Annotated in this window: 5 protein-coding genes; 4 read left to right on the top strand and 1 reads right to left on the bottom strand. The window is 43.4% G+C overall.

Features of this window, described 5'->3' with window-relative positions; all coding sequences use genetic code 11:
• Positions 1 to 81 precede the first annotated feature (81 nt).
• Positions 82 to 7,161, top strand: coding sequence for a mucin-binding protein (locus ACFSN5_RS05400; protein WP_165329267.1), 7,080 nt, complete (start codon positions 82 to 84; stop codon positions 7,159 to 7,161).
• A 512-nt stretch (positions 7,162 to 7,673) separates the two neighbouring features.
• On the opposite strand, the gene ACFSN5_RS05395 is transcribed toward ACFSN5_RS05400, so the two are convergent.
• Positions 7,674 to 9,767 carry a surface-anchored 5'-nucleotidase gene (locus tag ACFSN5_RS05395; protein WP_165329266.1) on the bottom strand — a complete coding sequence of 698 codons (2,094 nt, stop codon included), beginning with the start codon at positions 9,765 to 9,767 and terminating at the stop codon, positions 7,674 to 7,676.
• Between the two features lie 228 nt (positions 9,768 to 9,995).
• Here ACFSN5_RS05395 and ACFSN5_RS05390 point away from each other — a divergent pair, with 228 nt between their 5' ends.
• Genes ACFSN5_RS05390 through ACFSN5_RS05380 form a run of 3 tightly spaced genes read left to right on the top strand, consistent with a single transcriptional unit; the run spans position 9,996 to position 13,999 of the window.
• A complete protein-coding gene (locus ACFSN5_RS05390; protein ID WP_165210917.1) occupies positions 9,996 to 10,424 on the top strand; it encodes a MarR family winged helix-turn-helix transcriptional regulator in 429 nt (142 codons plus the stop codon).
• Between the two features lie 7 nt (positions 10,425 to 10,431).
• Positions 10,432 to 12,261: an ABC transporter ATP-binding protein gene (locus ACFSN5_RS05385; RefSeq protein WP_165210920.1), complete on the top strand. Its 1,830-nt coding sequence runs from the start codon at positions 10,432 to 10,434 to the stop codon at positions 12,259 to 12,261.
• Entirely contained in the window at positions 12,251 to 13,999 is a 1,749-nt protein-coding gene (locus ACFSN5_RS05380) for an ABC transporter ATP-binding protein (protein WP_165210923.1), read from the top strand. The genes ACFSN5_RS05385 and ACFSN5_RS05380 overlap by 11 nt, the downstream gene beginning before the upstream one ends.
• The last annotated feature ends 157 nt before the right edge of the window (positions 14,000 to 14,156 follow it).

Below are 14,156 nucleotides of genomic sequence, written 5' to 3'. Positions count from 1 at the left end.
AAATGGTTTATATTACAATGAAAATCCCAACATGGCCATAAATAAATGAAATACGCCTTTGGGGAGAGAGAGGTATCTAATATGAAAATTTCTAAAGCCAGACGCTCTAGAAGGAGTTTTAATTGGTATGGACTCTATCAGCGTTTTTCAATTCGTAAATACCATTTTGGTGCAGCATCGGTTTTACTTGGTACTGCATTAATGTTTGGTGTTCAGGCTGACCAAGTGTATGCGGATGGGGCAGTGTCTCCGGCATCAGAGCCGCCTGCTTCAATAGCAGCAATTACTCAGCAGGCAGATACACAAGTATCGCCAACTTTAGATAATACTGTAACAGCAACTTCGGCAGAAACTGCGAATTCTACCGAAGCAGCTGCACCTCAAACAGAAGTTGCTCGAGCAACTGGGACTCCTGTGACTAATCAGAACGAGGCTACTCCTGTAAGTCCGGCAACAAGTACTGTGGATCTTACACCAACTGCGGCTTCACAAATTAGCACTCCATCAGATGTACAAACTTCTGAATCCTCAACTAGTGCAGTTTCAGCATCTGGTGCTAATTCAGAACTTGGAGGTAATGAAAGATCGGCAGCTAGCCAAATTAATAATCAAACTGTTTCAGCGATGCCATTAGTCTCATCTAACATTATCTCTGAACGGCAATCGCAATCTCCAGAGATGCCATCAGCATTTGCTGCAGCGCTTGAAGATATGAAGCGGCAAGGTTTAGCAACAGATACTCAGGTTAGTGATCTTCGCTCAGCGTATCGTGCAGGCTTGTTAAACGATAAAGAAGTTAACCAAGTGAGCGGCAAACTTGGCAGTACTCCAGTGACATCAGCAAGCCCAGTTACAGTATTTATGGCAGAAGGAACTGGTGAAACCCCGCCAATTTATGCACCGCACCTGCATACAAAAGATATTGCACTTCAAGTTACAAATTCAAATACAGCTAACAAACTAATTCGTGCGGTTTACCTTCATAACTATAACCGAAATCCTGATGGAAGCTATACCATTGAGTATCAAATTTACTTGCGTGGGAACATGATTACGGATCCGTATGCAGCTGTTATGGTAAGTACAGATGATAATACAACTGTTGGTTCCTACTATTCCTGGACTGATACAGGTTCTACAGGTTTACATTATCCAAGTGGCACAGATGCTTATACAAGTACTGATGGTGATCGCAAGTATACGAATTCCCCAGTATTAGTTTCTGATGTGATTTCATCCACAACCAACCCAAATGCTTCGATTACTAACCCAACTGGTGTTGGTTTCCGGGTTCTTGTCAATACAACATCGCTTACTGGAACAGGGTTAACCATCAATGTGGCACAAGGTAAAACTGAACAAGCGGCACGCGATATGGCAGCAGGGGGAGTAGCAGACGATGCGGCGGCTAAGGACTCTGTAAACCTTTGGTTGCAAGATTATGCAATGGATCAAGGGCCAACTATCCAACCGGCCATCTATTTCTTACCGATAGGTTTGACCTTGACTAAAGATTCAAATGTTCGTGCAATCGTCGATGGAAATCCCAAGGCAACGGGCGGCGTAACAATTGACCAAATATATAGCCGGGCGGTTGCGTTTGGTGGAAATAACATTGTTAACCAAGTCAATGGAACGTTGCAATCTCAATTAGGCGGAAGTGCTGATGTTACCTTCGATCCTGCAACTGGTATTATAACTGGTACTATTGGCGGATTACTAGCTGGTGGACGTGAAGGTGCAATGGTTAATGGGGTAACTGTTGTCGCTACCGACAGTACGGGTACAGCGATGTCAGACGATAACAATGCGGTTAACTTTGCTCACGTAGTGGTTAAAGGCTTGTCTGGTGTGAAGAATGAAGGCGAAACCTTCACAGAAGATGAATTAAAGAAGCTGATTCGCTTCCGTACGTGGATGGGAACTAGTTATGGTGAAGAACCGCTTGATTACTTGATGAAGAATGGGAATGTATTCTCTAACCGCAATTTCTATAAAGCTGAAAATAGTACTCTTGTTGCGATCAAACCATTCCACGACTTTGTTCAGAAGATGGAAATCTTAACACCGATTGCTAGCACAGGAACAAATAACACTGCAACTATCCGAGTGACTTACGGAAATACTATGACCGGTTATGTTCTTGGTAGCATGGACTATACTGTTAATTACGGATATTCTGTAGCTCCGAGTGTTACACCAATTAATCCAGTTGTAGCGGTTAACCCAGGTGTTACTTATAGTCCAGCTGCAAACGTGACAATTGCTGATCAGGATAATTCTGGTTATCGCTCACAAACAGTTGAAGTTACTGATGCTAGTGGATCCGTAGTTTACGCTGGGGCACTCGGTGACTTTACCGCACCGACGACAGAAGGTACTTATACGGTTAAAGTTTCAGTAACTGATAATTCGGCAACTCAATATAATGGTAAAACCGAAGACATAGGTTATGATGAAGCAACGCCTAAAACAGTTAAACTTCTTGATAAAGATATTCATGACTTGTCAGCATCTGGTACTTACCAACTTATCGTCGCTAAACAAAAAGCGAACATTAAGTTTGTGAATGATACGGAGCCAACAGTTGCTATGACTACTGTTTCAGAGTCTGGTAATAACGGAGATGCGATTCCAACGGTCGATTATAAGACAACATTGAATGATTACCTCAAAGCTGGTTACTCTGTTAAGAGTGATAACTTTACAGGTGGTAAAACGTTTGATACTGACTTCGATACTGATCAAGAATTTACAGTTGTTCTCAAGGAACGTATTGAACCATTCGATCCAGCAAATCCACCAGTTCCAGAACAACCAGTTGATCCAAATGATCCTAACAGCCCAAGATGGCCAGATAATGTTAAGGACCAAAAAGGTACTGAAACAGTTACACGTATCATCCGTTACGTCTACGCAGCAGATGGGTCACAAGCATCTGCCCCAGTGTCAGAAACCTTGACCTTCACACGTCAAGCTAAGGTTAACTTAGTAACTGGTGAAGTGGCATTTGGCGAATGGACAGCAACCGATACAACCTTTGATGTTGTTGTCTCCCCAGTTATAAATAGCTACATCACAGACCGTAAAGAAGTTCCAGCTAAGACAGGTGTTCAGGCTACGGATGCCGATTCTGAAGAAATTGTTAAGTACACGAAACTTGGTCGCTACGTCCCAAATATTCCAGTGCTAAATTTCCCAGACAATCCTTATCCGAATGATCCGACAGATTCAACTAAACCAAAACAGCCAGGTGATCCAGATTACCCAGTCATTCCAGACGTACCAGGAATGACCCCAAAAGATCCAAATGGAACCCCATTGACTCCGGTGGACCCTAACGATCCAAGTAAGGGCTATATTCCACCAATCCCAGAGGATCCAACGGAAGATACCCCGATCAATTACGAAAAAGATGATCAAAAAGCTATTATCAACTTCGTAACCGAAACGGGCCGTCAACTATCACAATTAACGGAAGCTGGCAAGTCAGAAGAAGCTATTCCATCAGCGAACTATACTGCCGCACTTGTGGGCTACCTCAAAGCAGGCTACGCTCTTGTTAGCGATGACTTCAGAGGCTATCAAGTATTTGATAAAAATCAGCTGGTAGACCAAACCTTTACAGTTGTTCTTAAGGAACGTATCGAACCATTCGATCCAGCAAATCCACCAGTTCCAGGGCAACCAGTTGATCCAAATGATCCTAACAGTCCAAGATGGCCAGATAATGTTAAGGACCAAAAAGGTACTGAAACAGTTACACGTATCATCCGTTACGTCTACGCAGCAGATGGGTCACAAGCATCTGCCCCAGTGTCAGAAACCTTGACCTTCACACGTCAAGCTAAGGTTAACTTAGTAACTGGTGAAGTGGCATTTGGCGAATGGACGGCAACTGATACAACCTTTGACGCTAAGACCTCTCCAGCTGTAAATGGCTACATTGCAGATCGTAAAGAAGTTCCAGCTAAGACAGGTGTTCGAGCGATAGATCCGGATTCTGAAGAAAATGTTAAGTACACGAAACTTGGTCGCTACGTCCCAAATATTCCAGTGCCAAACTTCCCAGACAATCCTTATCCGAATGATCCGACAGATCCAACTAAGCCAAAGCAGCCAGGTGATCCAGATTACCCAGTGATTCCGCATAATCCTGGTTACACACCAATTGATCCAAACACCAACACGCCCTTGACTCCGGTGGACCCTAACGAGCCAAGTAAGGGTTATATTCCACCAATCCCAGAGGATCCAACGGAAGATACCCCGATCAATTACGAAGCAGATACTCAAAAAGCCATTATCAACTTCGTAACCGAGACTAATCGTCAACTATCACAATTAACGGAAGCTGGTAAGTCAGAAGAAGCAATTCCGTCAACAGACTATACCGTCACACTTGCGGGCTACCTCAAAACAGGTTACGCTCTTGTTAGCGATGACTTCGGTGGCCATCAAGTATTTGACAAAAATCAGCTGGTAGACCAAACCTTTACAGTTGTTCTTCGTGAACGTATCGAACCATTCGATCCAGCAAATCCACCAGTACCAGATCAGCCCGTAAATCCAAACGATCCTAACAGTCCAAAGTGGCCAAGTACGGTTGAAAATCAACAAGGTACTGAAGCAGTTACACGTACCATCCGTTACGTCTATGCAGCAGATGGTTCACAAGCATCTGCTGCAGTATCAGAAACGTTGGTATTCACACGTCAAGCTAAGGTCAACTTAGTAACTGGTGAAGTGACATTTGATAAATGGATGGCAACCGATACAACCTTTGATGCGAAGACCTCCCCAGTTATAAATGGTTACATCACAGATCGTAAAGAAGTTCCAGCTAAGACAGGCGTTCAGGCTACGGATACCGATTCTGAAGAAATTGTTAAGTACACGAAACTTGGTCACTACGTACCAAACGTACCAGTGCCAAACTTCCCAGACAATCCTTATCCGAATGATCCTGACGATCCAACCCAACCAGAACAACCTGGTAATCCCAACTATCCTGTGATTCCAATCAAGCCAGGATACACACCTTACGATCCAGAAGGCAATCCATTGCAACCGGTAGTTCCAGGTAATCCTACTCAGGGCTATATCCCGCCGGCACCAATAGATCCGACTAAAGATACCCCTGTAAACTATCTTGCGGATATTCAAAAAGCAGTGATTGATTTTGTACAGGAAAATCAAGATAGTACTACACGCACTCCGATGACATCAATTGATGAAACAGGTGAAACAGGCTTAACTATTCCTGCGACTGGTTATCAAAGAGTATTAGATGGCTATCTTAATGCTGGTTATGCTGTTGTGAGCGATGATTTCAAAGGCACTAAGACATTCGATACCGATTCAAATCGCGATCAGACCTTCACTGTAGTTCTTAAAGAGCGTCTCGAACCAATCGGACCAAACATTCCATTTAATCCTGGTCAACCGGTAGATCAGCCAGAGCCAAACAAGCCAAATCCAAATTGGCCGGAATCTGTACGCGATTTCCAAACAACTAAGGACATTCATCGTATCATCAGGTATAGATTCGAAGATGGTTCTCAAGCCAGTGTGGATGTGACTGATGCAGTAAGATTTGAACATACAGCTAAAGTTAATTTGGTGACAGGTGTTATTATTGATGAATCATGGACAGCAGTAGATAGTGATACAACCTTTGATGCCGTTACCTCACCGGTTATTGCTGGTTACATCGCAGATAAGGCAGCAATCGCTGAAAAAACGGGTTTGACACAAAACTCTGCAGATGACAGTCATGTGGTTATCTATAAAATTCTTGGTCACTACATACCAAACATGCCAGTACCAAACTTCCCGGATAATCCATATCCAAACGATCCGACAGATTCAACTAAGCCAAAGCAGCCAAGCGATCCAGATTATCCGGTGATTCCGCATAATCCCGGCTATACACCAGTTGATCCAAACACCAACACACCCTTGACTCCGGTAGATCCTAACGATCCATCTAAAGGCTATATACCACCAACGCCAGAAGATCCAACAAAGGATACCCCGATCAATTACGAAGCAGATAATCAAAAAGCGGTTATCAACTTCCTAACCGAGACTGATCGTCAATTATCACAATTAACGGAAACTGGCAAGTCAGAAGAAGCCATTCCATCAGCAGACTATACCTCCGCACTTGTGGACTACTTCAAGGCTGGTTACGCTCTTGTTAGCGATGACTTTGGTGGCCATCAAGTATTTGATAAAGATAAACTTGCAGACCAAATCTTTACCATCATTCTCAGAGAACGCATCGAACCATTCGATCCATCTAACCCACTAGTACCAGGTCAGCCAGTAGAACCGAACGATCCTAGCAGCCCAGTATGGCCAGATAATGTTAAAGATCAATCGGGAACTGAGACAGTTACTCGGACCGTTAAGTATGTCTACGCTAAAGACGGGTCACAAGCGTCTGCTCCAGTATCAGAAACATTGACCTTCACTCGCCAAGCTAAGGTTAACTTAGTAACTGGTGAAGTGACATTTGATGAATGGATGGCAACTGATACAATATTTGATGCCGTTACCTCGCCTGTGATTGCTGGCTTTATCGCAGATAAAGCAAAAGTTGCGGAAGTGACAGGTGTTCAAGTGAAAGATCCGGATTCTGAAGAAGTTGTTAAGTACACGAAACTTGGCCGCTACGTACCAAACGTGCCAGTGCCAAACTTCCCAGCTAATGCTTATCCGAATGATCCGACAGATCCAACTAAACCAAAGCAGCCAGAAGATCCAGATTATCCGGTGATTCCGTATAATCCTGGCTACACACCAATTAACCCAAACACCAACATGCCATTGACACCAGTGGACCCTAACGATCCAAGTAAGGGTTATATTCCACCAATCCCAGAGGATCCAACTAAAGATACACCAATCAACTATGTTCCAAACCTACCAGAAAAAGAAGTTCCGAATGAACCAGCTATTCCGGAAAAAGCAGAAATGCTTGCTCAATCAGCTAAGGCTGAAGCTGAAACTCCGATTGCTGAAGGACCAGCCGTGACTGCTAAAGAACTTCCTAAAACTGGGGATAAGGGGGCTCAGCCTTCACTAGTAGGCCTGCTGGCACTATTTGTAGGAAGCATACTGGCATTTGGTAAAAAACGCAAAGATGAAAAATAAAGAGAAACTTTAATAAGCTTACGAAGTCATCTATAGTTTTCAACTACCAATGGTAATCCTAAGGGAACCTTTATCAACTGCAGTTGGCAGACAAAAAGGGCTGAGATAAAATAATTTCTCAGCCCTTTTCGAGATCAAAGAGAGAATGGGCAGAAGTCGATTTATATAAAAAATGGACTTCTATCCCACCTCCGCACAGTTCATTAGATATTTTAGCACCAATGAACCCCTGCTGGCTGTTTTTCCTTTTGCCGCAAGGCTAAAGCGAAAAAAACTAGCCAACGGTTCTGATGCCATCCCCTACAGTAAAGCTAGAATCTAATTTTTTCTTAGTATCGATTGACATAATGCTTTTGGCTCATTCTCGGTTTTCTTATGCTATAAGAAGGATCTGATTTATCCGCTTGAAAATCTAGTTTTACCTGTCACAAAAAAAGCATGACATTTTCCCTTCATTTGAGGAATGAGATGTCATGCTTTTTTCATTTCATAGAAAAATTCTTAAGCTAGGGCTAGTTTTCTTCCTTTTTCTTTCCTGTAAAGAAGACTGTAAATGTCATGATCAGACCGACTAGGCTGAGGGCGGTTGCTGATTTCTCCTCGGTCCCCGTTTCCGGCAAGGACTTAGCCTCAGTTCGCTTAACTTGTTTAGCTTGAGCAGCGGTTGACTGATTTCCTGTCTTGTCAGCGAGAGGTGTGAGGTTAAAGCTAGCACTTGGTAGAGCTTGAGTTTCTCGTTGAGCTCTTGCTTCAGACTGATTTTCTTTAATCAATTGGTCGCTGATAATAGCTTGACCGACTGGCTGACCTTGACGATTGACATAGGTCTCTATAGTCAGCAGATGACGACCATCAGGTCGGTCTTGATAGGTATGGGCCGTTTGAACGGTGACATAGGTCTTGTGGTTCATCTCCGGTATATCAACCGTTTTACCGGCAGCCTCTTGATCTTTGATGTATTGGACAAAGGTTTCGGTATCAGGATCAATCGCACCTATCAGGGGAGCATTGCGCAACACAGAGAAACCATCACCACCACCATAGAGGAAGTCGTTGATGACCACCTTGTAGGTCTGACTCGGATCAATTTCGCTGCCGTCATCCTTATAAGCTTTGACCACTTTATAAGGTGTTTCCTTGCCCCCAGCAGGATTATCGGTATAGAGATAGTGAAGCCCAGCCATTTGAAAGAAATAGCGTTGTTGCTCGTCATATTGTTGGTTAAGGGCGTCATAAATCTGTTGGCCTGTCAGCTGAACAACTTGTAAGACATTACCAAATGGCTGAACGGCTTGGGCAGCTCCCCAAGTGATAGATTTGTCAGGATTAACAATCAAATCTGAACGAACACCACCATTATTCGTTAAAGCGAAATCAACATCAGGATAGGTTTTACGAGCAATGGTCAATTGTCCTTGAGTAACCAAATCACCAACAGCTGTTTCCTTATCTTGGTTGGTCTCCCGAGTGATAGCTTGAGGAAGTGTAGCAGTTCCGATTTTAGCCTGCGTGACAGTTTTCACCCGCCTGCTGGCATCGTCAACAATAGCTTGAAGGTCAGGACTACCTGCCTTACCTGGTGCTACAGGAATAATTTGAGCGCTTGGGATATCAGTAAAATCACCTGTATCGGTATCTAAGACGCCGCGAACATCTTCAAAAGCCTTACCTTGGGAAGTGGCCTGAACGACACGTGTTCTGCCAACCACCCCATTAGCGTACTTGTGACTGTGACCGGCAAAGAAAATATCGACACTGTTGTCTGGATAAATTTGGTTGAGCTTATTAAGGATCGGCACAGCATCACCTTCGAGTTCACCCGCATCATTGTCAGCAGCGACGTGAGCCAGAACACCAATAGCATGGACGCCTTGGTCATTTAATTCCTTGGCATATTTGGCAATGGTTTCGGCCTCATCTAGGAAAGTGTAGCCTTCGAGATTTTTCCTCAAGACGAGATTGGGAATTTCAGTCGTAACAATACCAATATAGCCCATCTTGACTTCTTTACCATTAATAGGAATAGTTTTGATAGCATAGGGCTGCCAGCCAAAGGGAATCTGATTCGTCTTTTGGTCAATGATATTGGCGGCTAGGATCTGCTGTTTAGCAGCTTCTTGCTGGCCATCAGCTGAATATTGGTCGACAATAGGATCGAATTTACCCGGTTCCGGTGCTTGTCCCTGAACGATTCGGTTGTACTCAGCTAAACCTTCATCAAATTCGTGATTACCAATAGTTCCGAATTGGACATCCATTTGATTAAAGGCTTTAACAGTTGGTTCATCCTGCAGAAGACCTGAATTGGCAGGACTGGCTCCAACCATATCACCGGCTTGTACTCGAGTCGTGTCACCCTGTGGATGCTCAGCTTGGAATTGCATCTGAGCATCATCCATATAAGCATCAAGCTGGGCAACACCGCCGGCATCCCTGACAGGTCCATCTGGCATAGAAGCCGTCCCCGTCGTATCCAAGGCTCCGTGAAAGTCATTGACTCCAAGAACTTGGACATCTACTTGATCCGCCGCTGCCTGAATGGATAAAAGACTGGCTCCAGCTAGCAAAGCAAGCAGTGAACTTTTTAAAAATATGTGTTTTTTCATAAACACCTCCATAATTTTTTCTAACCAGCATAAGTTTACAATGAAAAGCCGAATATTTCAAGAGTATTTTGTTTTATCATTCAAATTAAAGCGAACAAATCAAAAAAATAAACAGTCATGGTTTGCTGAATAGTTTTCATAGAAACTTATTGCTTGACTTTGCTAACCCAAGAGACTATAATAATTCTCACGAGAACTAGTTGTTTTCAAGAAAAGCGAGGTATTTTCATGAAAGATCCTTTTGATACTTTCAGAAACTTTATCAATTCTATGGAAACTAGCGTTCAGGAATTAGCAAAAGCTCACGGGGTAGAGCACTTAGCTGGCCCTCAGGGATTCACTGTCTCTTACCTTTTCGAAAATCGGGGCAAGGAAATTTTCATTAAGGACATAGAGGAAAAGCTGGAGATTTCCAAGTCTGTCGCTAGTAATCTCATTAAACGGATGGAAAAGAATGGGTTCATCCAAGTCAAACCTTCTCAAAAGGACAAACGTTACAAGCAAATCGTTCTGACTGATTTAGGTTTGGACAAGGCAGAGAAGTTAAAGGTTTTTCGAATCAAAATTCATGAGAAAGTTCTGAATGGTATTGATAAGCAAGACATGGAAGTTGCCCGTCGGGTTTTTACGCAACTGAAATCAAATTTAGAAAAGTAGGAAGAATATGTTCAAAATATTTAAACGCTTAAGCGCTAAAGAATGGGGCATGATTGTTCTGTCGACTATCTTTATCTGTTTAGCAGTTTGGATGGATTTGAAGACACCTGAGTATATGTCTAAAATCACAACCTTACTGCAAAATAAAGGGACGACAACCTCAGACATCATGGACCCTGGTTCAAAGATGCTGATGTTCTCCTTCGGCAGCTTTTTGATGGCTGTCTGTGTTGGCTTTTTAGCAGCCAGAACCGCTGCTAGTTTTACCACTCGCCTGCGCTCAGATATTTTCAATCAAGTAGCTGATTATTCGCAAGCTGAAATCAAGCAGTTTTCTGTTCCGAGTCTCTTAACACGGACAACCAATGACTTGACCCAGCTGCAGATCATGATTACCATGGCTATGCAAGTGGTCACACGGGGACCAATTATGGCAGTCTGGGCTCTGACAAAAATTTGGGGGAAGAGCGGTGATTGGACCAAGGCTGTCGGTGTGGCTGTTTTAATTGTTTTCATTCTCTTGTCTGTTCTCTTATTTGTAGCTTTCCCCCGCCAACGTAAGGTTCAGGGATTAACCGATGACCTTAATGCGACGACCCGTGAATCTTTGACAGGTGTTCGAGTTGTTCGTGCTTACAATGCCGAGGCTTACCAAGATAAAAAATTCCGTGAGGAAAATGAAAATTTGACCAAGCTAAATCTCTTTGTTTATCGGCTGATGTCCTTGATGAACCCTGTGATGACTATGGTTTCCAGCGGTTTGACGTTAGCGATTTATTGGATTGGAGCGCATTTGCTTTCGGATGTTTCCATTCCCAAGGTTGACAAGACTAGCCCTATGGTCATGAAAATGGTAGCAGAAGCTACTAAGGCTGTTAAAGACCGTATTTCCATTTTTAGTGACATGGTAGTTTTCTCTTCTTATGCCATGCAGGTTGTTATCGGCTTTATGATGATGGTGGCTATTTTTATCATTCTGCCAAGAGCCTTGGTTTCTGCTAAGCGGATTAATGAAGTATTAGCTTTGAAATCATCTGTTACATTCAAGAAAGAGTCCAAATCTGATAACGGGCATAAAGGAGAAGTGGAAGTTCACGATGTTTCTTTCCGCTACAGCAAGAATTCGGCAGCCGTTATTGAGCACGTCTCTTTCAAGGCAGAAAAAGGACAGACGATTGCCTTTATCGGTTCGACCGGTTCTGGTAAATCAACCTTGGTCAATCTCATTCCACGTTTCTATGATGCCACCGAGGGTTGGATCAAGATCGATGGTGTCAAGGTGCAAGACTACAGCCACGATGACCTCAACAATAAGGTGGGCTATATTCCTCAGACGGCTGTCCTCTTTAGCGGTACTATCCGTTCCAATATGGAATTCGGCGAAAGCGCTCAAGGGCGCTTGAGTGATGACGCTATTTGGGAAGCTCTTGAGTTGGCTCAAGCTAAAGACTTTGTCCAAAGCAAGGACAAGGGGCTGGATACTGAAGTGGCTCAAGGAGGAACCAACTTCTCAGGCGGGCAAAAACAAAGATTGGCTATTGCCCGCGCTCTTGCCCGTAAGCCTGAAATTCTCATCTTTGATGATTCCTTCTCAGCTCTGGACTATAAGACCGACAGAATTTTGCGTGAGGAACTCAATAAGAAAACTGGTGATTTAACTAAACTGATTGTTGCCCAACGGATTTCAACTATCATGGATGCTGATCAAATCATTGTGCTTGATCAAGGTAAGGTCGTCGGTCAAGGGACTCACAAGGAACTGCTGGCCGGCAACCCTGTCTATCAAGAAATTGCTTACTCACAACTTTCAAAGGAGGAATTGGAAAATGAAGACTAAAAAGACCTCTCTAATCAGCCAAATGACTCCTTATTTGAAAGGATATAAAGCTCTCTTTGGTCTAGCTGTCATCTTTTCTATTGTTTCCAGTACCATTACCGTTATTGGACCAGATAAGCTGAAAGAGATGACCGATACCATGACCAAGGGACTGGCTGGTAAGATTGACTTGGATAAAATCGGTTCCATTGCTATGACCCTTGCTCTCTTGTATATTGGCGGGGCAATTGTCTCTTATATGGCAAGCTTTATCGTTTCAACCCTGATTCAACGTTTTTCACAACGTTTGCGGGATGCAATTGCTGACAAGATTAACAAGATTCCCCTCAAATACTTTGATAGTCACGCCCAAGGGGATACCTTATCGCGGGTAACCAATGATGTTGACTTGATGACCCAATCCTTTAACCAAAGTCTGGTCACCATGGTTTCGGCTATTGTACTTTTAATTGGATCCATCTTGATGATGATAAAAACCAACGGTGCTTTAGCAGGAACGGCTATTGGCTCAGTCTTGGCAGGCTTTGTACTGACTGGCTTTATCATGGCTCGCAGTCAACCGCTCTTTAAAAAACAACAGGCTAACCTAGCTGAAGTCTCTGGCTATGTTGAAGAAATTTACACTGGCCACAATATTGTGACTAGCTATAATGCCCGCCAAGAAACCAAAGAAGTCTTTGAAAAACTTAATAAGAATCTCTACACTAGCATGTGGAAGTCCCAATTTTTCTCGGGTATTATGATGCCCATGATGCAGTTCATCGGAAACTTTGGTTATGTCATGGTCTGTATCGTTGGGGCCCGCATGGCCATCAATGGCGATATTACTATGGGAACTATTGTTGCCTTCATGACCTATGTTCGCATCTTTACCCAGCCGATTTCTCAAATTGCTCAAGGCATTACCCAACTCCAAGCGGCTAGGGCTGCCATGGGACGCGTCTTTGAATTCCTTGGTGAAGAAGAAATGGAAGTTGAAGACGCTAAAACTAAGCAACTGGACAAGGTTAAGGGAGATGTCGCCTTTGAAGATGTTTTCTTTGGCTACAACCCTGACAAAACTATTATTCATGACTTCTCAGCACAAGCCAAGGCTGGTCAAAAAATTGCCATTGTCGGCCCAACAGGTGCTGGTAAAACGACCATTGTTAATTTACTCATGCGATTTTATGAAATCAATAAAGGTAAAATTTCTATCGATGGTGTTAATATCCACGACATGAAACGATCAGAAGTCCATGATGCCTTCTCCATGGTCTTGCAAGATACCTGGCTCTTTGAAGGAACTGTTAAAGAAAATCTGATTTTCAACCAAGACCATATCACAGATGAACAGGTGCTGGCGGCGACCAAGGCTGTCGGTGTCCACCACTACATTAAGACCCTGCCTAAGGGGTATGATACTGTTCTGGATGACTCGGTTACCCTATCTGTCGGACAAAAGCAGCTCATGACTATCGCTCGGGCCTTGCTCAAGGACTCACCGCTTTTGATTTTGGACGAAGCAACCTCATCGGTTGATACTCGGACAGAGGAGTTGATTCAAAAGGCTATGGACAAACTGATGGAAGGACGGACATCCTTCGTCATCGCCCACCGCCTGTCTACTATCCGCAATGCCGATTTGATTTTGGTCATGAAAGATGGCAATATCATCGAACAAGGTAACCACAATGAGCTAATGACTCAGAATGGCTTCTATGCGGATCTCTATAATTCACAATTTGTTTCTGCCTAATGCTGGCAGCAAATCCCGAGCCCAAAAGGCCGGGATTTTTTAGGTACGAAATGGCTGATAGCCAAAAAATTAGGAAGTCCGATACAGGATCATTAATTTAAAGATTCAAGGAAAACTGAGATTTTTGCACAGCATTGTAGGCGTGTTCCGTTTTCAA

Origin of the sequence: Streptococcus tangpeifui, from assembly GCF_044503215.1 — a bacterium.
In the GTDB taxonomy this organism is placed as follows: domain Bacteria; phylum Bacillota; class Bacilli; order Lactobacillales; family Streptococcaceae; genus Streptococcus; species Streptococcus tangpeifui.
The sequence above is the reverse complement of the archived record's forward strand: the minus strand, read 5'-3'. Positions and strand labels throughout refer to the sequence as shown.

Bases quoted from the DNA above. Each gene is read 5' to 3' on its own strand.
- ACFSN5_RS05400 (WP_165329267.1), top strand. From the start codon at position 82: ATGAAAATTTCTAAAGCCAGACGCTCTAGAAGGAGTTTTAATTGGTAT.
- ACFSN5_RS05395 (WP_165329266.1), bottom strand. From the start codon at position 9,767: ATGAAAAAACACATATTTTTAAAAAGTTCACTGCTTGCTTTGCTAGCT.
- ACFSN5_RS05390 (WP_165210917.1), top strand. From the start codon at position 9,996: ATGAAAGATCCTTTTGATACTTTCAGAAACTTTATCAATTCTATGGAA.
- ACFSN5_RS05385 (WP_165210920.1), top strand. From the start codon at position 10,432: ATGTTCAAAATATTTAAACGCTTAAGCGCTAAAGAATGGGGCATGATT.
- ACFSN5_RS05380 (WP_165210923.1), top strand. From the start codon at position 12,251: ATGAAGACTAAAAAGACCTCTCTAATCAGCCAAATGACTCCTTATTTG.